The organism is Legionella steigerwaltii (genome assembly GCF_001468065.1).
Taxonomy (GTDB): domain Bacteria; phylum Pseudomonadota; class Gammaproteobacteria; order Legionellales; family Legionellaceae; genus Legionella; species Legionella steigerwaltii.
In genome coordinates, this window is record NZ_LNYZ01000025.1 from 32,037 (window position 1) to 53,627 (window position 21,591).

The following is a 21,591-nucleotide window of genomic DNA, read 5'->3' on the forward strand; positions in this document are numbered from 1 at the left end:
TTTTCCTCTTTGTTGGCAAGGCTAGGTATGACGTAAGAGCAGGAGCAAATGTATGCTCAATCAAATAGAGTTTTATTGGAACTGGAAACAAGTTCATACAGACGTGTAATTTGTTTTTGTGTCACTCTGGGTGTAGAGAGCGGAGGTAAATGAGCTAAATCAAAAAAATCAATTTCAGAAATTTCTAAATTTTCCTTTGCTGTACCAGACCTAATTTCACAGTGAAAGAAGCATTTATAAGTATGAGGCCATTGTAATGGATGATCATGTTTTTGTTTATCCCATAGGGCGAGTAGTCTAATTACTGAAACATCAAATCCAGTTTCTTCCTTAGCTTCTCTAATCACGGATTCTGCTGCTGATTCATTTGTTTCTGCCCAACCACCAGGCAAAGTCCACAATTCATCGGAACGCTCTTTAACTAATAAGAGTTTGTTATGTTGTAGAATAAAAGCACGGACATCAACTTTAGGAGTTGCATACCCTTTTTCTAATGCAAATATCTGTTTTATCTCAGCGAGCGAAGTGTCTGAATAATTCGCAATAAATTCAGAAGCAATTTCGCGAAGTCTTAAATAACGCTCTTTATCAAATTCATTATTTGAATAGGTCAGTCCATTTTGAGCGATTGCTTGAATTTCAGTAATATATTTTAGCCAACTAATATCTTTTTTAGACATGATTTATTATCCCTGGGTGCATTTTATTGCTTTTTCTCTTGACTCTCACGTTACGTGATAGTTTAAAATCAACATTAAGGAGAAGGTAGATGAAATATTACCAAATTAAAGAGATTAGCCAAATGACCTCATTAACAATTAGGTCATTACAATATTATGATGAAATTGACTTGTTGAAACCCGCAAAACGTTCAGAGGGCGGATATCGTCTTTATTCTGAAATGGATTTAATCCGATTGCAGCAGATTACCACGCTGAAATTTTTGGGATTTTCTTTGTCGACCATAAAAAAGATTATGGAAAATCCGAGTTTTGATGTGATGACTTCTATAGGCATACAGGCACGTGAACTGACTGAAAAAGCCGCTCGAATTAATGAGGCAGCATCTCTTCTTAATTATATTTCCAGTCAAATGGAGATGAATCAACCTGTGAATTGGAAAAGTACCGCAAAAATAATTGAAATCTTGGAGTTAAATACAATGAATGATCAAGTGTTGCAACAATATCAATCTGAAGCTGAAAAATCGGAATTAGGTAAAAAATCTTCTTATGATGAAACGTATAATCCAAATCGGTTATATCCAATTCCAAGGGCTGGAAAGCGACAGGAAATCGGAGTGGATCCGACTCAATTGCCTTTTCATGGCTTTGATTGCTGGAATCACTACGAAGTTTCCTGGCTTAATGCTAAAGGTAAACCCATGGTGGCGATAGCTGAATTGTTTTATGAGTGCAACTCTCCTAACTTGATTGAATCAAAATCTTTAAAACTCTATTTTAATTCATTTAACAACACACGAATTCAAAGTGTTAATGAATTGGAACGCATAATTAAAAATGATTTGCAAGAACGTGTTGGAGCAGAAGTGTGGATCAACATTCATCCTTTAAACTCGTCCAATCAGTTTGAGCTACAACAGTCATTTGCAGGCGATTCACTTGATCTTCTTGATATAGAATGCTCTGTTTATCTTGTTGAACCTTCATTTCTTTCTGTTGGCGATGAGATGGTAGAAGAAACGTTATACTCCAATTTGCTGAAATCTAATTGTTTGGTTACTAACCAGCCTGATTGGGGAAGCGTACAAATTACTTATAAAGGAAAAAGAATTAATCGAGAGGGTTTATTGAGATATCTCGTTTCATATCGAAATCATAATGAGTTTCATGAGCAATGCATCGAACGAATTTTTGTCGATATTATGAACTACTGCAAACCAGAAAAACTGACTGTATATGGTCGGTATACAAGACGAGGAGGTTTGGATATTAATCCATACCGTTCTACAGAGAAAACCTCATTTACAGATAAAAATTTACGTTTGGTGCGTCAGTAACTTTACTTGAGTAGCCTGGGTGAAGGGCCGTTGGTCCGAAACCCGGGTTCCACTTCGTTTCACCCAGGCGACGAGGAGTCTTTAATCAACTAATTGATGTTGTTCTTTATTCCATGCCGGACGACAAGAAATAAACAGCTGCATATTTCCTTCCCAGTAGTATTTTTCACCAGCTTCGATTACTACTGCATCACCGGCCGCTAATTTATATTCCGTATGATTGACAACGACTTTACCTTCACCTTGGAACACATAAACTAATTCATTACAGCCTAAATTGACTACTCGTCGTGCTTCAGGATATCGGCCTGATATTTTTGCTATGGCACAATCAAGCATTGGATCATTAAGATGATGCTCGGTCACTTTGCAGGATGTAGCATTACTGTGTTCAGTGGTCTGATGCTTCAAAGAAATTTTCATTTAATATCCTCTATTAATTAACGATTATCCATGATCAATGACTTTTTCAGCGCTTCCCCAAAGATAGCGCTCTCTATCAACACGTAGATAAATAACCTGCTCATCCTCTGCGAATGCCACCTCAATCACTCCTTTGATTTTCAATAATTGTGTGATGATCTGTTCATTTTTTTCGGGCCAGGGGGAAGGTAAAATAAGTGTTGAAAAAGAGATGTTCGGTTTCATCGAAAGGGAAATAAGCAACCATATAATCCCTAAGACAGCATTCGTAATAAAGATTCCCTGGCTACTACTCCATTGATACAAAACACCTGACAGTGCTCCGCCGATAAAAAGCCCTAAAAATTGACTGGTTGAATAAACGCCCATAGCCGTCCCTTTAGAATTGGGATTTGCCTGTTTGGATACCAGGGATGGTAATGCGGCTTCAAGGATATTAAAGACAACAAAATAAATTAACATGAGGAAGCACAGAGCAATCCAATTTTGAAAAGCATAGGCCAATAAAAATTGTGCCATGGCCATTACAAATACGGATGAAAGAAAGACGCTTTTCATGCGTTTTTTCTTTTCCGCAAGAATAATAAACGGGATCATGAGTATAAATGAAATAATCATAAGTGGCAGATAAAAATGCCATTGTTGTGATAAATGACCTTGTTCAGCCTGTTTTTTTAAGATGAAGGGGATAGCAAAAAATGTTGCGGTGAGAATAAAATGCTGGCAAAAAATGCCGACGTTAAGGCGTTGTAGCTGTGGGTTAGAAACAACTTGCTTCAATAAAACAGGATTTGTTTCACTATCAACATGAAAATGTTGATTTACCGGTTTTGGGATTACCAAATAAAGTAGTATGATCCCTGCTATTGCTAATAGAGTAGTCAGGTAAAAAATACCCGCTAATCCAAAATGATGGCTAATGGCGGGGCTTATGACCATGGCCAAGCTAAATGATGTTCCTATAGTCATGCCAATGACTGCCATGGCTTTAGTACGTTGTTCATCAGGCGTTAAATCTGCAAGTAAAGCGATTAAAACACTGCCAATTGCCCCTGTGCCTTGTAAGGCTCTAGCAATGATCATCCCATAGATAGAATCGGTTAATGCGCCAAGTAAGCTACCTAAGGCAAAAAGGCACAAACCCACAGCAATCATGGGTTTTCTTCCAACCTTATCGGAAAGCATACCAAAAGGCATTTGAAGAATACCTTGAGCAAGACCGTAAACTCCTAGAGCAAGACCAACTAACGCAGGAGTTGCGCTTCGTAAATTTTCTGCATAAATGCTAAATACAGGGATGAGTAAGAACAAACCCAACATGCGGAAAGAAAAAATCGCTGCTATAGGAAAGACAGTTTTAAACCAAGAATGCTTCATTCATTAATATATGTTTATTGTTATCGTGTGCCGATAGTACAAAGTTAGCCTTCTAGAAACAAGATATTTAAAAATTTAATGTTCTAAACATTGCTTTATTGCCCAATAAAAATGAAAATGTAGTTTTTTGTAATTGTTGGTCAATAAGTGTCAAGCTACCCTGAGAAATAGTAGCCTTGGGAAGCGAAGCTGCACGCTACATTACGTGACTATGAGTTATTACTACCGTATTGCATCAACAGTACATTTTTTATTTTATAAATTGAAGTTAATGAGGAATATCCCATGAGTTTGGTTTTTGCAGGTAAAGTTGGATTAATTACTGGCGGTGCACGAGGCATCGGTAAGGCGACTGCATTAAAGTTAGCTCAGGCAGGAAGTGATGTTGCTATAGTTTATTACAACAGTTCTGATGAAGCCCAGTCTTTGGTTGAAGAAATCCAAGCGATGGGACGCAAAGCAATTGCTTTACAAGCAAATGTAGCAGATCATCAGTCTGTAAAGGAAATGTTTGCTCAATTCCGTGAACATTTTAATCGACTTGATTTTTTAATTAGTAATGCGGCGAGTGGTGTTTTAAAATCAGCACTTAAGATGTCAACAAAACATTGGCGCTGGTGCTTGGAAACTAATGCTTTGGCCCTAAATCATTTGACTACCGAAGCGCGCTCATTGATGCCTAGAGGGAGCCGAATTATTGCCTTATCGAGTCTTGGTGCGTCTCGAGCTATTCCTAATTATGCATTTATTGGTGCATCTAAAGCTGCTCTTGAAGCATTGGTTCGTTCTTTGAGTCTTGAGTTGGCTGTTGATGGTATTACAGTGAATACTGTTTCTGCTGGAGTAGTTGATACCGACGCATTGAAACATTTTCCCAATAGAGAACAGTTACTTGATGAATATCAGGCTCATTCTCTGACTGATAGACCATTGACAACGCAAGATGTGGCGAATGCCATTTATCTCTTGTGTTTGCCGGAAGCATCCATGATTAATGCGCATACTTTATTTGTTGATGCAGGGTATAGTCAGGTTGGTTGATACCTTGTTGTTCTTAATTTTATGCCTTTAAAAAAATGTATGGTATAATTTCGGGCTTTGTAAATTAGCTATCTCTGAGGAAAAAATATGAATGTAGCAGACGTTTATCCTAAAGTTAGGGAAATTGTTGCTGATGTGCTAGTGATTGATGTAGAAGAAATATCTCTGAACAGTCGATTGATAGCAGATCTGGGCGCAGAATCTATTGACTTTCTTGATTTGGTATTCCAATTAGAGAAAGAATTCAAAATTAAAATTCCTCGTGGTCAATTAGAGAAAAATGCGCGTGGTGATTTGGCAGAAGATGAATTCGAGAAAGGTGGTATTATTACTGAAAAAGGTTTGAAGGTATTGCAAAATTATTTAAGCGAAGTTCCTGCAGAGCAATTCAAACCGAATATGAAAGTCAATGAAATACCTATGCTATTTACCATTGAAACATTTTGTAAGTTAGTTGTTGCTGCGGTCAAAGAACAACAAACTGCTGGATCTGAAGCTTAATTCAGGTGTTATTTCTAAAATAAAGGTTAATAGGGCTTAATAAATACTGATGAGATTCTTATTCGTTGATCGTATAGTGGAGTCATCTCCTGGCCAGTTGATCCGGGGAATCAAGCATATTACCCCAAATGATACATACCTCACAGTTGATGAACAGGGACGGCCCTGTTTTATCCCTTCATTAATCGGAGAAACACTAGGTCAATTGGCTGCATGGAATGTGATGGCACTTCAAGAATTTACCTACAGACCTGTAGCCGGTATTGTAGCCTGTGCCTCCATGCATCGGCCTGCTTATGTAGGTGAAACTTTATTGCTTGAGTCGTCTATTGAGCACATAGATCATTCAGTAATGCAATACCATAGTGAGGCTAGAGTGGGTAATGAGCTTGTCTTCAGTCTTGAAGGCGCCTTAGGCCCTTTGTTACCTATGGATAATTTTATCGATTTAGATGAAGTGAAACGGCAATTTTCCGAAATTGATCGTCCTGGTGATTGGTTGGCTATTAGTAAGGAGAGCACACCAATATTGAATGACGATCTGATTATGAGTTTGGACTTACCTGTAGTGCCCATGACCTTTGACAGAATTCGTTCCAGTCAACCAGGAGTTAGTTTAACTGCTGAAAAAAGAATATCACGTTCAGCGCTTTATTTTGCAGATCATTTTCCCAGAAAACCTGTATTACCTCTGACCGTATTATTGGAATGTAAATTAAATTTGGCGCATGAATTTATTCGGCGCGCGGGGTACCCAGTAGACTATAAGGTGAGCGAATTTCGCAAAATAAAAATGAATGAGTTTGTCTATCCAGGTGATGTGCTTGAGTGTTTTGTAACAGTCAAAAAACACACTGAAGACGAACTGATCCTTGCTTATCGTACTGAGGTTGCAGGTAAACGTGTTTGTGTTGTGGATGTAGTGCTTATTCCCAGGGGTAAATAAAAGTGAAAAAAAGACGAGTTGCGATTACAGGTTTAGGAGCTGTTTCTCCTTTGGGACTTGATGTTCAGTCTTCATGGTCCAATTTATTGGAGGGACGTTCAGGAATTGCTGAAATAAAGCAATTTGATGCCAGCGCTTTTCCAACGTATATTGCGGCTGAGGTGAAAAATTTTTCGCTTGCTCCTAAATTAACCAAAAAGTATAGTCGCTTTTCTGTACCTTTTACCCAATATGCGCTTGAAGCGGCCCAGCAAGCTTTCGATGATGCAGGTATCCTACCTACAGAGCAAACTGCTACACAGTGGGGCGTCGTTACCGGTAGTGGTATGATGACTGCTGAATTTGACTATCTATCTCGATTTCAAAAAAATTGTGCCCAAGATGGTGAAGTAGATTGGGGACGTTTGCTAGCGAATACACAAGAATTTTATAAATTATCTGATTTTGGTAAAACAACTACAAACTCAGGTCTGTCTTTATTGATTCAACAATTTGGCATCAGAGGTTATGCTTCATCGGTACATACAGCCTGTGCGTCAGGTGGACAAGCTTTAGGGCTAGCAATGCAAGTAATTCGTCGAGGCGAAGCTGATTTTATGTTAGCTGGAGGATTTGATTCAATGATTAATCCTTTGGGATTATCCAGCTTTTGTTTATTAGGAGCCTTATCTACTTATAACAGCACACCAGAAACAGCGAGTAGACCTTTTGATGCAACACGTAACGGTTTTGTCTTAGGAGAAGGCGCTGCTTTTTTAATTTTGGAAGAGTGGGATAAGGCAAAAGCTCGAGGCGCTCGTATTTATGCCGAATTAGCTGGTGAGGGAAATTCATTAAGTTCTTATCGAATTACTGATTCACATCCAAATGGTGATGGTGCAATACAAGCAATAGAACGTGCTCTTCAGGATGCAGGAGTCCAAGCTTCAGATGTGGATTATATTAATGCACATGGTACCTCAACCAAAATGAATGACTTAAGTGAAACGAATGCAATTAAAGCAGTTTTTGGAGCGTCTGTTGCAAACTTGCCTGTAAGTTCGACTAAAAGCCAAACCGGACATTTGATTGCTGCGGCAGGAGCACTTGAGGCTGTATTATCAGTTAAATCTATAGAGCAGGCGCAAATACCCAAGACTGCCAATTTAACTTCCCCAGATCCGGAATGTGATTTGGATTATGTGGTTGATGGACCACGTGAACGTTCTTTGGGTGTGGTTCTCTCCAATTCTTTTGGATTTGGTGGCTCCAATAGTTGCTTGTTATTTAAGCATCCTGAGTTTGAAGGAGCAGGTTTATGAGTCAAGGCAACAGAGTATTTATTACTGGACGAAGCGCATTAACTGCATCAGGTGCCACGGCGGATGCAACCTGGGATTCAATTCTTTCTGGTAAAAGTGGAATTGCTGAAATCGCTCAATGGGATTTATCGCAATGGTCTCATCGCTTAGGTGGGGAGTTAAAAGAATTTAATCCAGCAAAAATGCTACCCGATCGCAAGTTGATGAAAGTCATTTCACGACAGGACGTGATGGGAATTCATGCTGCAGTACAAGCAGTCGAACACAGTCAAATGATTGCTTATCGCGATACTCTTGAAGACCCTAATTCATTCAATGAACAAACCGCTGTTTATGTAGGCTCACCTGGGAATAAATATTTTCAACAATATGATTTTTTGCCTTTACTGGCAAAAACTCAAGGTAATATGCAGCAATTTGCACAACATCTATTTGAAACAGTTCATCCGATGTGGTTATTACGCATATTGCCGAATAATGTTCTTGCATACACGGGGATCACCTATGAATTTAAGGGCCCCAATCATAATGTAACGAACCATGCAGTTGGTGGAACACAAGCTTTATTGGAAGCATATCATGCAATTAGCAGTGGCCAGGCAGAACGAGCTGTGGTTGTTGCCTATGACATAGCCACTGAACCGCAAGCCTTATTTTACTATGAGCAATTAGGGGTATTAAGTAATCAACATTTAAAACCTTTTGATGAAGCGCACAATGGCACAATTTTAGCTGAGGGCGCTGCTGCTTTAGTGCTGGAAAGCGAAGCCAGCATGCGTGCGCGCTCAGCAACGTGTTATGGTGAAATTATTGGTGGATTATCAACCACTGAAGCCGAAGGATTATTTTCTCTGGACACAAGCGGACAACAACTTGCTGAATTGATGCAACGTACTTTGGATCATGTAAAACTAAACCCTAATGATTTAGGTTTTGTTGTGACTCATGGTAATGGTAATAGTAAATCGGATTATAGTGAATCTGAGGCAATACAAAATGTTTTTGCTGAACAGGAAATTCCTGTAACAGCATTCAAATGGTCTATGGGGCATACTATTTGTGCTTCTGGTTTGATTGACACGGTAATGACAACTTATGCACTCTCATCTAAGTGTGTACCTGGTATAGCGAATTTGCAAAATATTGCACCCAGTTGCAAAGGTTTATCCGTAAGTGCGGAGCATCAACCTTTAAAAAGAGGTCCTTATGCATTGACGATTAATCGAGGATTTGCCAGTATGAATGCGTGTTTGGTGATCAAAGCTTGTGACTGAATTAGAACGAAAAATTAATGAATTGCCTGTAAGCGTGTTTGGACGCTTCATATATAAATTTTTGCCATATAAGCGGCAAGTAGTTATGGCAAATATTGATCGAGTTTTTGGCGAGCAATTGAATAATACTCAAAAAAAACGACTTGCTGAGTCGTACTACTCACATTTACTGAAATCCTTTAAAGAAGCAGTCCAATTGCGTTTTATGTCGGAAGAGAGTTTACGTCATCTGGTCGAGGTGCGTGGTCATGAAAACATGTTGGCAGTTGTAGCGCAACAAAAAGGGGTTTTGGTTCTAACAGGACATTTTGGTAATTGGGAGGTTGCTCCAATTGGCGGTGTTTTAAATTTTAAGGAATTTCAAGGACAGTTTCATTTTATTCGTCGGACCCTGTCAATTAAATTTATTGAGCGAAGTTTATTTAAGCAGTATTACCAAGTTGGTTTAAATGTAATTCCTAAAAAAAATTCCTTGGATAAGGTCTGTACTGCTTTGGAGAAAAATCATGCTGTTATTTTTGTCCTTGATCAACATGCCTCATTGGCTAACCGGGATGGTATCGCAGTAGAATTTTTTGGAGTAAAAGCAGGAACTTACCGTAGTCTTGCAACTTTATCTCGCTATACGGGAGTTCCTGTCATTCCAGCTGCAGGTTATCGATTGCCAAATGGAAAACATGTTTTAGAGTTTTATGATCCTATTCCATGGAAAGATTATGGTAATGCACAAGAATCTCTTTATTATAATACCTTGGCTTATAATCAAGCATTAGAACGTATTATTTTGGCTCATCCTGAACAATGGAATTGGATGCATAAACGTTGGAAGCTCAAGTTGTAAGCGTTCCTTTGCTGTTTATTATCTTTTGAAACGATTCAATATGTTCTACTTCAAAGGCTTCCTCCTCCTCTTGTGCAGATTTTTTCATTTTGGTAAAAAAACCTTCAGCCCAATTCAATGCACTTTGTGCATATACGGTTGCCTCACATGTATACTTGGAAAGAATTTTAGTTGCGCTTGCTACAAAATCGCTTGTTTCCGCGCTTTTTGAATGTTTTGGAGTGGGTGTGACTACCAGTTCCGGCAAGAGACTATCCAGCTCGTCAGAAACATATTGCAGTTGATCGGAATCTTCGTTGAACTGTGTCAGCAAGGAATCAATCTCATCACGTGATTTTTCTCTTAACATCAACTCTAAGAGACGGAATTGATTCACGATAAATGGATTTTGGTTGTCTTTTAACCAATGATAAATTATTTCATTTTCTTCCTTATGCGTCATTGCATAATGATACAACCTATGAAGTTTTTGTCTTGTGATGAGTTCATTTTTAGGCATTGTCTGTAGAGAGTAACTATCTAATGCTTTTATAATCTCCTCAAATTTATCTTGCGTTAAAGGAAGCGTAATTACATTTAACAACGCCAAAAGGTCGGTTTCTAATTCTTGAGCTGATATGGAACTTTTTGCGCGTTTTGAAGATGGTGATGCATTGTTTTCTTCCAAATCTACTGATTCTGGGGCAACGTAATTGGGTGCGTTTGGTTTAAAAAAACCGGTCCATCCATAAATCCAACATCGTTTAATCCATTTAATGAAATCAGAAAAAAAGCCATATTCATTAGAAAAATTTAATTCTAATTGTGCTTCTGAAAGTGCTTTTTGGGCAATTTGAATGATCTCCTGATTTTTTTCAGAATTAAGATTTTTTAAAGCCAAGGTACACAAATCAATAACGCGTTGATAATTTTCTTTCCCACCCCGGAGACCAAAATAGCGAATAACTCTCTTTGCATCAAATAAGAACAATTGATAACTGACTTGTTCATCAAAAAGAATAGGATGATTTAAAAAGGCGGAAAAAATTGCTTCTTTTACCGTTTCATCTATTTCAGGACGTCTTAACATGAAGCCGATGTGGTGTATCGCTTTGTTTCGAATGATGATATTTACTGAACGCTCATAAAATTCCATATAGTCATCAAGCAGTTTAACAATTGGTTCAGAGCTGCCTTTATAGTGTATTAAAAAGTACTCAAAACAATTAATTGACTTGTCACGTTTAATTAACTCTCCTACAAAAGGACTTTCATCCGAACTTACTGATTGCATTTGCTCTTTAACAATCTCAGGAATGGGTGGGTTTAAATGAATATTTTGGAGCATTCTTTGGATATTGATTCGCTTATTTTGATAAAATAATGCCACATTTCCTTTTAATGCATTATTTCTTAAATAACGATTAGTGAAGTATGCGGTTCTAGTTGCTAATTCCTTAAATGCGAGTTTATCATTCAAGAAAAAAAGGAGTTCTATTGCGTCCAATGAAAAAGAATGGTTTTTATCCAATAATCGTTTAGTTAATTGATTTATATAAGAAGCATAAGCTTTATTATAATGACCATTAAGATAAAGACGTATTGCCAACAGCAAATGAGATTCTTTATTCGCATGCTCAAGAAATCTATTCGGAATGTTATGAAATAATCCTAAATTCTCAATGATATTAACGACAACAGCTTCCTTTTGATTCGGTTCCATTTTGCCTAATTCTTCGATAACATTAGGGCCTGCAATGCTCATGAAATGAGCCAAGATATAATGAGCATTAGGCATGGAGGCAAAATGATTAATCCAGTAGGTAAGAACTTTGTGCCTTTCAAAAAGAGGATATCTTTCAAGCAGGGCTTCTACTTGGATTTTGGTTAATTGATGGAAATGTGGAACTGAACAAAGAATACTTATTGCTGCTTCAGGTTCCAGTTTGCTAATTAATTGAGTTGAGAGGATTTTTAAATCCAATTGATGCACCAGAGCATTTAGACGCGAAGGGATATGATGATCTTGAAGTGTTAATCTGTTTAATAATGAATCACCCTTTAAACAGGATAAGTATTCTTTTTGACTTAATAAGTAAATGATTAAGAGCGATTTTGCTTGCTGATTTTTGACGATTTGAATGGACTCAAGAATATCCGGGATAGTCAGTTCACCTTCTTCTAGAGCGGTTAAAAATTTCGCCTGGCTTACTCTATCCTTATTGATTTCCGTTAAATACTCTAGGTTTCCCATAGCCGCTTTGAATAAATCAAAACTTTGTATTTTGCTTCCTGTCATGGCACTCTCCTTTTTGCCAGTCACCAATTTCCACAATAGACTTCTTTCGAAACACTACAGTAGCTACAAATTGCTGCGTCGATTTGGTGCTCGAATCTTCATGTACCCGTGTGTACATTGGTTCTGTGCTCCACTTCTCCTCGCACTTTGCTAGCGAATTTCAAAAGAAGTCTTATGTAAATTTGGAACGGTGCGGATGTGAGGCGTTCTTTCAGGATAACTCTTTGTAAAGAAAATTCAATACTTGTGTTAATTTTGCATAGGGAAAGTATTTAGTAAGTGCGTCAGTCCCTATCAGGGAACGGCCGTATTAGGCGCATCTTGCGAGAAAATTTCCTAATCAATGCTCACATACTGATGTATGCTGCGCGTGCTTAGAAAAATTTTCTCACAACCTGCGCTCAAATCCAACCGTTCGAATAAGCAGTAACATTGGGAATCTGAGCTATTACAACTTAAAACCAGATTCCTTCATAGACAAAAACAGCTGGGCCAGTTAGGACTATAGGTTCGTTCAATGCTGGCCAGTCAATAAATAAATCACCACCAGGTAATGTAACTTTTATTTGTTCAGCCAGTTGATGATATAAACGCCCAATAGCAGCAGCTGCAACAGCACCGCTTCCACATGCTTGTGTTTCGCCGCAACCGCGTTCATAGACTCGTAACTTGATAAAGTTTGGATTCATAATTTGCATAAATCCAACATTTACCTGGGCGGGAAAACGAGGATGTGAGCTGATTTCCCTTCCTAAGGTATGGACCGGGGCTTTATCTGTATTTTCTACCACCAATACTGCGTGCGGATTGCCAACACTTAAGGCATGGAAGTGAACCGTTTTGTTCTGTTCAAGTTCCAAAGAATATTCGACAGATTGTTGATCCGCTATGAACGGAATATCGGATGGGGATAATTGGGGAATTCCCATATCGACACTAACACTGGAGTCTGAATTGATGTGTAAATTCATTTGTGTGGTACGAGTTGCCACGGTTAAGTGATTTTTATCAGTTAATCCGTAGTATTTTGCAAATAAGGCAAGGCAACGGGCTCCATTGCCACACTGACCTACTTCCTGACCATCAGCATTAAAAATCCGATAATTAAAGTCAATACCATCTTGCACGCTGGGCTCAATAAGCAAGCATTGGTCAAAACCAATACCAGTATGGCGTTGCGCCATGGTAATTATTTGCTGGGGACTGAGATTGATCTGCTGATTAACCCCATCAATCACCATGAAATCATTACCTAGGCCATGCATTTTGGTAAATTTAATTTTCATAATTTGCCTTTTATATCGAACTTGCGTTACTTACTTGGGGCATTTTTTGTTGATTCCGGCAAATAAAGAGGTCCTTTTTGCCCACAACTTACTAAGAGTATGGCAATGCAAACCATAAATAAAAAGTAAATTTGTTTCATTAGACATAGTAATTAAAAGTTTAGAACGGTAACTATCCATTTATTTATGTAAAAATTCAAGTAATAGATCATGTTTCTGATGGTAGCCTATAATGAAGGAGTAGCTATAACTTTTTTATTGTTCCTAGTCCTGGTCACATTACCTCAGGTGATGGCGATTTGATATTAGCCTCTTCATCCTCATTTACAACTTCATCTTTAACGGCATCAGCAAATGGCACACCAGCAGCTGCCCTGTGTCGGTTCAATGAAGATACCGCATTTTGTCCCGAAGATTGCCAAAAATAACATGATTTTACAGAAGAAAGGCCTACGTTAGTATAAATTGCAAGTACAATTAATCCAGGAAAGATAAACGATAAAAGAATTCCTGCGGCAATTACTGCATTTCTGCGATACCGCACCAAATCAGGATCATCATGTGCAATGAAGTTCTCTTCATACTTATCCAGCTGGGTATAAAAGGTGCGCAAACGCATTTTAGGGTGTGGTATTTGTTCACTATTTCGTAAAATATTATACAATTCGGTAGCTTTGTCGATTTTGGATTGGATTCTAGCATCCTTTTGTTTTGTCTTTTCATCTTGTTCCAATCCTTTAGCTTTAATGGATAACTGTGAACGAAGTGATGTCAAATATTCTTCTGTTAATGGAATAAGTTTTTTATTAATAAGCAATAAATATTCTGCCTCTTTGTCATCATTCATTGCCGCATGATATTCGGTTTTTTTAGCTTTTTCTTCTTCTAATGAAGCGTTGACTTCTTCATTTTGCCGGTCTTTTGTCCTTAATTGTTCTTCCATCCTTCGGGAAAGTGCATTTAATTGCTCTTTTTCTTGTTTAAGCCTATCAATTACACCGTATTTATTAATGGCATGCCGTTCGACCGCCTCTTTGAAGGTTCCTTTTTCGGCGAGGGCAGGCAAAGCATTGGGCCTGTCTCGATAAAATTTTTGTGCTGCAACATCGATTAATGCCTCAGCTTTTTTCCTAAGGAACAGCTCATGTTTGTTGAACACCGCTTCTTCAGTTATAAACTGCCGACCCAATGCTGCAGTATCATTAATAAAGACTTCAATTTGATGATACAGTTTTTCAAATTCATTAAAAGAACTACCATAAAGTTCCTCAAATCGTTCTGTGAGTTGGTCAACTAAATTTTTTTCAGTTACACTTTTAGGTAGTTTTTCCTGCAATTGTTGGCAAATGTATTCTATTTTTATTCTTATTGGATAATTTGCTAATTCAGCGAAAGCGGGACTTTCAAAGATCCTAACAATTTCAGGATTAATTTCTAAACCTGAGTAACTTTCATCTTTATTAATCTGAGTTAATAAGCTATTAAAATAGACTTTCAGGTTTGTATCAGTTGGTGTTCGAAGACGATTAAATTCTTCTTCTATGTTTGCATGTTGTTGATCAACGGTTTGAATAATTCCTTTTAGACTCATATCGATGAGTGATGCCACAAATTCTTTTATGGTTTGATTGTCTATTTTTTTTAGTTCTTCAAACTCTGTAAAAAGACCAATGATGGCAGCAAAAAGTTCTTCTTTTTCTTTTTGTTTGTGTTCTGCACTCCAGTCATCCATTAGATATTGTTGGCTTACTCTTTGAATTAATGTACCAAAAGAGTTCAAGACATCTTTACGTGCATTTTCACTATCAAGTATTGCTGCTGGAGCAATTGGATGTTCTACAACAGAAGATGAAAGATTCGTAATTACTTTTATGTTTTTAGATAATACAGCTTGTGCTGATTTGATTAGTTCTACTAAAGTTCGCTCTTTATGTGAATCAACTTTAAGTATTTTGAAGAAATACTCCTTCATTAATACGCTGTGCTCTTCATTAACATAGCCCGTGCTTTTAGGGAAGTTCTCGGTTAAAAAACCATATTTATGATTAGTGCGTAGCACTTTTCTTTGAGGCGCTACCCCCATCAGTGGGTAATGAGTCGCATTGAATGCTTCATAGGCTGCTCTATTTGCATAAATTTTGTCATAGAGCTTGCGGAATATGGCTGGAAAATCAAATTGTTCTACATCAAAGCCATCGCCTCTCATTTCCTCCAGAAAGGTGATGTATTTTCCACCCAAGCCAGTGGGTTCATGAAAAATTTCTTTAGCATCTTTAAATGCAACTCCATGTGACGATAAAAATTTAAGTAATTTAAAAATCATTAATTTTTGTACGTGGGTCGCTTTAGTTTTCTCAGGGGAAACGACAACACTTTTCTGTGATGCATTATTTCCAGCAGAGCCCGTGCCATGGTGCCCTGGAAGGGTATTTCGAACTACTCTTTGTTCTGCTGGATTTGAAGCCTCAACGTAGATTGGTGTAAAACCCCAATCCGAACGTTCATTTTCGTAATAGGTAAATTCAGCATATTTAACAATAGGTGGAAGAGTAAAAAATCTTTGGTCGTACCACGTTACTGGCCAACAATCCCCGGGGACTGGGTCAATGATAAAAAGATTCATTGACGCCTTGGCCAAATTGCTTTTTAGTGCACCAAACCATTGTTGTTTTTCTGGAGTTGATTGAGGTAATTGGGTTAATAGGGGTTTAATAATGTCAGGTGTATTGTTAAAGGGTTTGCTATTTTTTCTATTTGTTTGTTGTTTTGTAAGTTCTTGTATTAACTGCTCGAAATTTTCACAAGAATTAATCGAGTCTTTTATCGCATTGAGTTCATGAGCAATCAGGATGGATTCAACTCCTCCTCTACTGTGTGCAATATCATTAAGTTCAGTTTGCCCCCGAACAATTGCATTTAAAGCGATACCTAACCCAATCCCAATTTTGTCACCAACATTGGTTCCGTCCGTTTTGGGGCCATTAACAACAGCGACATCTGAAGATTGATAAGGAACGGGCTGTTTGTGATTAATCACAGGATTTTCTGTTTTAATCAATGTAGAAACAAGACTCAGAGTTTCACCCTTGGGATAATCCTCTATTTTTAAAGGTGGTTTTTTGTCCTTGTTTTTTATGGCTTTTAGCGTAGGGGTATAGACTGTGTCTGTCCCCAACATCGTAAGAGTAAATGACTTGGATTCTACTTTATTAAACATATTCATGACACTTATTGACCCATAGTAGCGCACTATAATGCATGTTGGCTAATAATAAAATACTTTAGATGGTGCTTTTGTTTCATAATGATTCAATCTGCGCTATTTTATTTGTTTTTTTTGGTAATTTAGATTCTATAAAATATCAAGAAGGTATCGCTTGCACTGTGTTAATGCATTAGCGATAATTTCTCTTTTTTGTCTGTGAGGGGATTTGTTTTGAATGTATTTATAAATGAGTCACAGGCTCAAGCCCAGGCATGCGTTATTTGGATGCATGGATTAGGCGCTGATGCTTCCGATATGATGGGGTTAGTCGATCAGTTAACGGTGAGTGATGTGGCGTTACGTCATGTGTTTATTAATGCTCCCCAGCGTCCAGTGACCCTGAATGGCGGAATGATCATGCCCGCTTGGTATGATATTGTGGGCATGAAATTAATCGATAGAGAAGATAAAGAAGGCATTGAGCAATCCGAATTACTGATTCGTAAAGTCATGGATGAACAATTAAATGATGGTTTTACGTACGAGCAGATTTTTTTAGCAGGATTTTCGCAAGGCGGCGCTATGGCATTACATACTGCGCTCCATACAACGGCTCGCCTGGCAGGAGTTATTTCTTTGTCTGCTTATTTGCCTTTAGCAGCACATACCAGACCAACGCTGGATAAGAGCACTCCCTTTTTTATGGGGGCAGGACAATTTGACCCTCTTGTTTTATCTCAATGGACTGAGTCAAGTAAAGATTGGTTATTGAATAAAGGATACGAACATATTTCTTATTCTAAGTATCCAATGGAACATTCAATTTGTTTTGAAGAAATTAAAGATCTGAGTCTTTGGTTAAGAAATACAATTCGCGGAGAAGCATAATGCCCATAGTGAAAAAGTCACGAACTGTTAATTATACCTGTGAGCAAATGTTTACGCTGGTGAATGAAGTCGAGCGTTATGCGGAATTTCTACCTTATTGCGCAGAAAGTTTAGTACATCATCGAGATGAAGATGAGGTACAGGCAACTTTAGTTATTGGTGCGGCAGGTATGAGTAAATCATTTACCACACGCAACAGGCTGCAAATTAATAAAATGATAGAAATTCGTCTTGTTGATGGTCCCTTCAGTCATTTAGAGGGGTTCTGGCGCTTTGATGAGGTTGACGAGGGATGCAAGGTTTCTTTTGATTTGGAGTTTGAATTTGCAGGAAGGATGTTTTCCATGTTGCTTGGTCCAGTATTTGAACAAGTAACGGATAAGATGGTTGATTCATTTTGTGAGCGAGCTAAGACGATTTATGGTTAAAGTTGAACTGGTTTACGTAACCATAGAAAAGACTACAGTTCATATAATTCTTGATCTTCAAGATGGGGCAACAGTTTTTGATGCACTCAAGGCATCTGGAATATTCAATACCCACCCAGAAACTCGAGATATGCCTGTTGGCATTTATGCAAAGCAAGTTTCTTTGGAACATGTTTTGCAGGAAGGTGATAGGGTAGAAATATACAGGCCTTTGGTTTTGGATCCTAAAGAGAAACGGCGTCAAAAAGCAACGAGTACTCGAAGATAGTGTAGCTTGGGTGAAGTGCAGCGTAACCCGGGTGACCTTTGATAGGGAAAAACCTGGTTACGGCTTGCGCCTTCACCCAGGCTACACTACCCTAATGATCCCTGGTTATTCTTGATTTATATCTGGATGATTGAGTCCAGCCCCCGGTTTAAATTTGTCTCGTTCTATACGTGTTAGAGTATTGTTATGGAAATATAAGCTTAATGTGGACATGGTCATCTCTCCATGACCTCTACGCCATGTGTACGCATAGTCCCAGCGATCATTATTAAACGTGGGGCTTAATAGACTGTTGCCCATTAATATGGCTACATCATTCTTACTCATTCCTATTTTAAGTCGATCAATTCTAGATTTGGGTAATAAATTTCCCTGTTGGACTACTCGTCGAGACAGATCAAAGGATGCACATTGAGTCAGGGTTAAAGTAAATACGATTCCAAGTAGAAAAATTATTATTCTCATTTTTTTGCCTATCGTGAAAAATTTCGCCATAATAACACGTCATTTACTGAAAGACACCTGGAAGAGAAGAGTTCATTACAGTGAAGAGGAGCATTGATGGAAGAAAGCAAGCAACTTAAAAATGCTGGATTAAAAATTACGTTGCCACGTTTAAAAGTATTGCAAATATTGGAACAATCTCCCAATCATCATTTGAGCGCAGAAGGCGTTTATAAAGCCTTATTGGAAACCGGAGAAGATGTTGGCCTTGCTACCGTTTATCGTGTATTAACGCAATTTGAAGCGGCAGGATTAGTTAATCGTCATAATTTTGAAGGGGGACATTCAGTATTTGAATTGAGCCAAGGAGCTCACCACGATCACCTCGTGTGCATCAAATGTGGCTGTGTCGAAGAATTTGTTGATGAAATCATCGAACAGAGACAAAAAACAATAGCCGAGCGCGCCAATTTTCAGATGACCGATCATGCATTAAATATTTATGGGATATGTCCGCGTTGTCATAAAGGCGGATAGGGGCCGTTTACAATTCTACTATCTTGGCCAAATGGCGAATTGCAAACAGATCCTAACGGTATTTTTAGTTATTTTTCTTTCCTTCCAAGAAGAAAATAGGTATTTATCGCACCGATCCCTTTCATTTCTATCATGCCTCGTGGTTCAACAATGAATTCATCTTGAAGCATAAAAGCCATTTTTTCTGAAATATGGATTTTATTAGGGAGAGAACTTTCTTCCAATCGACTGGCTAAGTTGACCACATTACCCCATATATCATAAACAAATTTTTTATGGCCGATTATCCCTGCGATTACCGGTCCATAAGTAATACCAATGCGCAATTCAAGCTTCATCTGATTTTCTTGATTAAAAATCAACATCTTGTCCTGAATAGCTAAAGCATAATTCGCAATGTTGATGGCATGTTTTGTTGTTTGTTCGGGAACACCTGATACAGCCATATAATTGTCGCCAATGGTTTTCACTTTTTCTACATGATATTGTTCAGTGAGCTTATCGAGTTCGGCAAATAATCGATTTAAAAGATCAACTGTTTTTTTTGCACCTAACTGTTCTGTCATCTGCGTAAAATTAATAATATCTGCAAACATAACACTGGCTTGGGGGAATTCATCAGCAATGCCCTCCTCTCCCATTTTCAAGCGTGAAGCAATTGATTCAGGCAGGATATTCAAGAGTAATAAATCATTTTCCTCATTGACCTTAGATAATGTTTTTAATGCATGAACAATAAAAAAGAGCATGAGTATTGTTGATAGAAATGAGAGTGTGAGTGCCAATAAAATAATCTTTGACATCTTGGCATCAATCTTTTCATTGGTAAAAAATGTTCGATCATTTACTAGGGTAAAAAATTTCTGTAAGGGCTCCATTACGCGTAATTTTGCCTTCATATAATCATTGTTAAAAAGCATTTGCTTGGCTAATTCGAGATTAGGGTGCTCGCTAATAGTGTAATTTCCAGATTTATCAGGATATTTTCCTTCAAGCAGATTCATTGCTTTAATTTCAATGTCGGATACTTTTTTATTGTGATTTTCTGCTTCAGTCAGCAAAGCAAATTCTTTAAGTGTAAAATGATGTTCCAGCATAAGTGCAGCTAATGATTTTGCAGGACCATAAGATTGGGGTCGATTATTACCAATAGCCAAATCCCAATATAATTCGTCATAATTTACGGGACGAGGAGCGGTACCATTAAGTATTGCCAAGGTTTCATTATAATAATCACGGTATTTTTTCTCGCCTGTGATCACATAAAGACGAGATAACTCAGTTAAATCATCGGAGCTCTGGCGAAGTTCATTTGCTAACTTATATAATTGATAACGTTCATTTCCATCAATAACTTCTTGAACAGCAATGTATTTTAATGCAAATAAACACAGAATCAGACTCACCAGTGTGATTGCTAAAAAAATGAAAAAATAGTTTAAAAGACGTGTATTTTTAAGATGGAACTTTTTTAGCACATTTGGCCCATGTTCTTTGTCCGCTTACTTTGAAGGATAGCTCATTTATAATAGTTGAGCTATTTCTAATAACTAATTTTAAATGCTATTCTTTAATTAAGAAGATAGTTGTTTTATTAAGGAATTTTAGGACGAGCCTTAACTTAGTTCAGGGATTAATTAATGAAATTGTTATTTTTAGGGGCGGGGAGCGGTTTAGGAACGGATTTTGGAAATTTCCAATCAAATATGTTACTTCTAACGGATAGTGGTAAAAAGCTATTGATAGATTGTGGCACTGATATTCGTTTTTCATTGACTAAAGCCGGCTACCTTCCTCAAGATATAGATGCGGTTTATGTTAGCCATTTGCATGCTGATCATATAGGAGGCATTGAATGGTTTGCTTTTCAACGCAAATTTGTTTCTCAGAATGGATCCCCTCAATTAATTACTCATAAGCACTTAGTGAAGCCGTTATGGGAGCATAGCTTAAGTGGGGGCTTGAAAACACTTGATGAAAAAGAGGCAACGTTGAGTGATTATTTTGTGGTTCATCCAGTCAATGATGGGGAAATTTTTAATTGGGAAGGTTTCAAGTTTAGTTTAGTCCAAACAGTGCACATTTGTTCAAATGGGAAATTAATGCCAAGCTATGGTTTGAATATTGTCTGGAAAGGAAAAACATTTTTTATCACAACTGATGCACAATTTACCCCAGATCGGTTTAAACAATATTATCGTGACGCAGCATTAATTTTTCATGATTGCGAAACATTAGATGTGCCCAGCGGAGTGCATACCCATTTTAATCAGTTAGATACATTGGATTCCAAGATAAAAGCAAAGCTTTGGTTGTACCATTACAATGATGGGGAGTTACCTGATGCAAAATCTCATGGCTTTGCTGGTTTTGTTCGTTGTGGGCAAGAGTTTGATTTTGGGTAAAAATAATTCAGTCAGGCTGTAAATCAATTGAAAACTCATCGAGTCATTGATTCAAAAATCGTAGTATCGCAAAAATCATCCTTTAAGATGAAGATTCTGATTTAATTATTGGGAATTTCTTTTTAAAG

21 protein-coding genes and 1 pseudogene are annotated in these 21,591 nt (G+C 37.7%); 13 read left to right on the forward strand and 9 right to left on the reverse strand.

The genetic code is table 11. From position 1 onward, the window contains the following. Window positions 1–56 precede the first annotated feature (56 nt). Window positions 57–680, reverse strand: coding sequence for an NUDIX hydrolase (locus Lstg_RS13200; protein ID WP_058478139.1), 624 nt, complete (start codon window positions 678–680; stop codon window positions 57–59). Window positions 681–802: 122 nt separating this feature from the next. Here Lstg_RS13200 and Lstg_RS18205 point away from each other — a divergent pair. Together Lstg_RS18205 and queF are read left to right on the forward strand one after the other, a co-directional pair. Beyond that, a pseudogene (locus Lstg_RS18205) lies at window positions 803–922 on the forward strand (MerR family DNA-binding transcriptional regulator); the annotation flags it as partial. A gap of 240 nt (window positions 923–1,162) precedes the next feature. Then, window positions 1,163–2,020 (forward strand): NADPH-dependent 7-cyano-7-deazaguanine reductase QueF, encoded by an 858-nt coding sequence (queF, locus tag Lstg_RS13205; protein WP_058478188.1) that lies wholly within the window; start codon window positions 1,163–1,165, stop codon window positions 2,018–2,020. 81 nt (window positions 2,021–2,101) lie between these two features. Here the strand turns inward: queF and Lstg_RS13210 are convergent, their stop codons facing one another. Next, window positions 2,102–2,443: a cupin domain-containing protein gene (locus Lstg_RS13210; RefSeq protein WP_058478140.1), complete on the reverse strand. Its 342-nt coding sequence runs from the start codon at window positions 2,441–2,443 to the stop codon at window positions 2,102–2,104. Between the two features lie 24 nt (window positions 2,444–2,467). Next, on the reverse strand, window positions 2,468–3,820 hold the full coding sequence (locus Lstg_RS13215; protein ID WP_058478141.1) for an MFS transporter: 1,353 nt from the start codon (window positions 3,818–3,820) through the stop codon (window positions 2,468–2,470). Between the two features lie 285 nt (window positions 3,821–4,105). On the opposite strand from Lstg_RS13215, the gene fabL reads away from it, so the two are divergent. The 6 genes from fabL (at window position 4,106) to Lstg_RS13245 (ending at window position 9,724) form a co-directional block, all read left to right on the forward strand. Next, entirely contained in the window at window positions 4,106–4,861 is a 756-nt protein-coding gene (gene fabL, locus Lstg_RS13220; RefSeq protein ID WP_058478142.1) for an enoyl-[acyl-carrier-protein] reductase FabL, read from the forward strand. 87 nt (window positions 4,862–4,948) lie between these two features. Continuing rightward, on the forward strand, window positions 4,949–5,362 hold the full coding sequence (locus tag Lstg_RS13225) for an acyl carrier protein (protein ID WP_058478143.1): 414 nt from the start codon (window positions 4,949–4,951) through the stop codon (window positions 5,360–5,362). Window positions 5,363–5,411: 49 nt separating this feature from the next. Next, window positions 5,412–6,308, forward strand: a complete 897-nt coding sequence (locus Lstg_RS13230) for a 3-hydroxyacyl-ACP dehydratase FabZ family protein (protein WP_058478144.1) — start codon at window positions 5,412–5,414, stop codon at window positions 6,306–6,308. A 2-nt stretch (window positions 6,309–6,310) separates the two neighbouring features. Continuing rightward, window positions 6,311–7,609: a beta-ketoacyl-[acyl-carrier-protein] synthase family protein gene (locus Lstg_RS13235; RefSeq protein WP_058478145.1), complete on the forward strand. Its 1,299-nt coding sequence runs from the start codon at window positions 6,311–6,313 to the stop codon at window positions 7,607–7,609. Then, the gene (locus Lstg_RS13240; protein ID WP_058478146.1) at window positions 7,606–8,883 is read left to right on the forward strand and encodes a beta-ketoacyl-[acyl-carrier-protein] synthase family protein; all 1,278 of its coding nucleotides are present in this window, start codon (window positions 7,606–7,608) and stop codon (window positions 8,881–8,883) included. The genes Lstg_RS13235 and Lstg_RS13240 overlap by 4 nt, the downstream gene beginning before the upstream one ends. Then, window positions 8,876–9,724, forward strand: a complete 849-nt coding sequence (locus Lstg_RS13245; protein WP_058478147.1) for a lysophospholipid acyltransferase family protein — start codon at window positions 8,876–8,878, stop codon at window positions 9,722–9,724. The genes Lstg_RS13240 and Lstg_RS13245 overlap by 8 nt, the downstream gene beginning before the upstream one ends. On the opposite strand, the gene Lstg_RS13250 is transcribed toward Lstg_RS13245, so the two are convergent. The 4 genes from Lstg_RS13250 to Lstg_RS13260 all read right to left on the reverse strand — a co-directional run bounded on the left by Lstg_RS13250 (window position 9,714) and on the right by Lstg_RS13260 (window position 16,505). Next, a complete protein-coding gene (locus tag Lstg_RS13250) occupies window positions 9,714–12,002 on the reverse strand; it encodes a hypothetical protein (RefSeq protein WP_058478148.1) in 2,289 nt (762 codons plus the stop codon). The two genes, Lstg_RS13245 and Lstg_RS13250, sit on opposite strands and share 11 nt — an antisense overlap. 455 nt (window positions 12,003–12,457) lie before the next feature. Continuing rightward, window positions 12,458–13,288, reverse strand: coding sequence for a diaminopimelate epimerase (dapF, locus tag Lstg_RS13255; RefSeq protein WP_058478149.1), 831 nt, complete (start codon window positions 13,286–13,288; stop codon window positions 12,458–12,460). 26 nt (window positions 13,289–13,314) lie between these two features. Further along, window positions 13,315–13,428: an LPS translocon maturation chaperone LptM gene (lptM, locus tag Lstg_RS17555; protein ID WP_082650855.1), complete on the reverse strand. Its 114-nt coding sequence runs from the start codon at window positions 13,426–13,428 to the stop codon at window positions 13,315–13,317. A gap of 134 nt (window positions 13,429–13,562) precedes the next feature. Then, on the reverse strand, window positions 13,563–16,505 hold the full coding sequence (locus Lstg_RS13260) for a hypothetical protein (protein ID WP_058478189.1): 2,943 nt from the start codon (window positions 16,503–16,505) through the stop codon (window positions 13,563–13,565). A gap of 219 nt (window positions 16,506–16,724) precedes the next feature. On the opposite strand from Lstg_RS13260, the gene Lstg_RS13265 reads away from it, so the two are divergent. Genes Lstg_RS13265 through Lstg_RS13275 form a run of 3 tightly spaced genes read left to right on the forward strand, consistent with a single transcriptional unit; the run spans window position 16,725 to window position 18,077 of the window. Then, window positions 16,725–17,381 carry an alpha/beta hydrolase gene (locus tag Lstg_RS13265; protein ID WP_082650856.1) on the forward strand — a complete coding sequence of 219 codons (657 nt, stop codon included), beginning with the start codon at window positions 16,725–16,727 and terminating at the stop codon, window positions 17,379–17,381. Next, window positions 17,381–17,809 (forward strand): type II toxin-antitoxin system RatA family toxin, encoded by a 429-nt coding sequence (locus Lstg_RS13270; protein WP_058478150.1) that lies wholly within the window; start codon window positions 17,381–17,383, stop codon window positions 17,807–17,809. Before Lstg_RS13265 ends, Lstg_RS13270 begins: the two co-directional genes overlap by 1 nt. Continuing rightward, window positions 17,802–18,077, forward strand: a complete 276-nt coding sequence (locus Lstg_RS13275; protein WP_058478151.1) for an RnfH family protein — start codon at window positions 17,802–17,804, stop codon at window positions 18,075–18,077. Before Lstg_RS13270 ends, Lstg_RS13275 begins: the two co-directional genes overlap by 8 nt. 105 nt (window positions 18,078–18,182) lie before the next feature. Here the strand turns inward: Lstg_RS13275 and Lstg_RS13280 are convergent, their stop codons facing one another. Further along, window positions 18,183–18,572: an outer membrane protein assembly factor BamE gene (locus Lstg_RS13280; RefSeq protein WP_058478152.1), complete on the reverse strand. Its 390-nt coding sequence runs from the start codon at window positions 18,570–18,572 to the stop codon at window positions 18,183–18,185. Window positions 18,573–18,638: 66 nt separating this feature from the next. Between Lstg_RS13280 and fur the strand changes: the two genes are divergently transcribed. After that, a complete protein-coding gene (fur, locus tag Lstg_RS13285) occupies window positions 18,639–19,058 on the forward strand; it encodes a ferric iron uptake transcriptional regulator (protein ID WP_058478153.1) in 420 nt (139 codons plus the stop codon). A gap of 68 nt (window positions 19,059–19,126) precedes the next feature. Here fur and Lstg_RS13290 read toward each other — a convergent pair whose 3' ends face one another. Next, window positions 19,127–20,536, reverse strand: a complete 1,410-nt coding sequence (locus Lstg_RS13290) for an adenylate/guanylate cyclase domain-containing protein (RefSeq protein ID WP_058478154.1) — start codon at window positions 20,534–20,536, stop codon at window positions 19,127–19,129. A 162-nt stretch (window positions 20,537–20,698) separates the two neighbouring features. On the opposite strand from Lstg_RS13290, the gene Lstg_RS13295 reads away from it, so the two are divergent. After that, the gene (locus Lstg_RS13295; protein WP_058478155.1) at window positions 20,699–21,463 is read left to right on the forward strand and encodes an MBL fold metallo-hydrolase; all 765 of its coding nucleotides are present in this window, start codon (window positions 20,699–20,701) and stop codon (window positions 21,461–21,463) included. Window positions 21,464–21,591 lie beyond the last annotated feature (128 nt).

What these genes read in the sequence shown, in the direction of transcription:
- Lstg_RS13200 (WP_058478139.1), bottom strand. Translation starts at nt 680, where the DNA reads ATGTCTAAAAAAGATATTAGTTGGCTAAAATATATTACTGAAATTCAA.
- queF (WP_058478188.1), top strand. Translation starts at nt 1,163, where the DNA reads ATGAATGATCAAGTGTTGCAACAATATCAATCTGAAGCTGAAAAATCG.
- Lstg_RS13210 (WP_058478140.1), bottom strand. Translation starts at nt 2,443, where the DNA reads ATGAAAATTTCTTTGAAGCATCAGACCACTGAACACAGTAATGCTACA.
- Lstg_RS13215 (WP_058478141.1), bottom strand. Translation starts at nt 3,820, where the DNA reads ATGAAGCATTCTTGGTTTAAAACTGTCTTTCCTATAGCAGCGATTTTT.
- fabL (WP_058478142.1), top strand. Translation starts at nt 4,106, where the DNA reads ATGAGTTTGGTTTTTGCAGGTAAAGTTGGATTAATTACTGGCGGTGCA.
- Lstg_RS13225 (WP_058478143.1), top strand. Translation starts at nt 4,949, where the DNA reads ATGAATGTAGCAGACGTTTATCCTAAAGTTAGGGAAATTGTTGCTGAT.
- Lstg_RS13230 (WP_058478144.1), top strand. Translation starts at nt 5,412, where the DNA reads ATGAGATTCTTATTCGTTGATCGTATAGTGGAGTCATCTCCTGGCCAG.
- Lstg_RS13240 (WP_058478146.1), top strand. Translation starts at nt 7,606, where the DNA reads ATGAGTCAAGGCAACAGAGTATTTATTACTGGACGAAGCGCATTAACT.
- Lstg_RS13250 (WP_058478148.1), bottom strand. Translation starts at nt 12,002, where the DNA reads ATGACAGGAAGCAAAATACAAAGTTTTGATTTATTCAAAGCGGCTATG.
- dapF (WP_058478149.1), bottom strand. Translation starts at nt 13,288, where the DNA reads ATGAAAATTAAATTTACCAAAATGCATGGCCTAGGTAATGATTTCATG.
- lptM (WP_082650855.1), bottom strand. Translation starts at nt 13,428, where the DNA reads ATGAAACAAATTTACTTTTTATTTATGGTTTGCATTGCCATACTCTTA.
- Lstg_RS13260 (WP_058478189.1), bottom strand. Translation starts at nt 16,505, where the DNA reads ATGTTTAATAAAGTAGAATCCAAGTCATTTACTCTTACGATGTTGGGG.
- Lstg_RS13270 (WP_058478150.1), top strand. Translation starts at nt 17,381, where the DNA reads ATGCCCATAGTGAAAAAGTCACGAACTGTTAATTATACCTGTGAGCAA.
- Lstg_RS13275 (WP_058478151.1), top strand. Translation starts at nt 17,802, where the DNA reads ATGGTTAAAGTTGAACTGGTTTACGTAACCATAGAAAAGACTACAGTT.
- Lstg_RS13280 (WP_058478152.1), bottom strand. Translation starts at nt 18,572, where the DNA reads ATGGCGAAATTTTTCACGATAGGCAAAAAAATGAGAATAATAATTTTT.
- fur (WP_058478153.1), top strand. Translation starts at nt 18,639, where the DNA reads ATGGAAGAAAGCAAGCAACTTAAAAATGCTGGATTAAAAATTACGTTG.
- Lstg_RS13295 (WP_058478155.1), top strand. Translation starts at nt 20,699, where the DNA reads ATGAAATTGTTATTTTTAGGGGCGGGGAGCGGTTTAGGAACGGATTTT.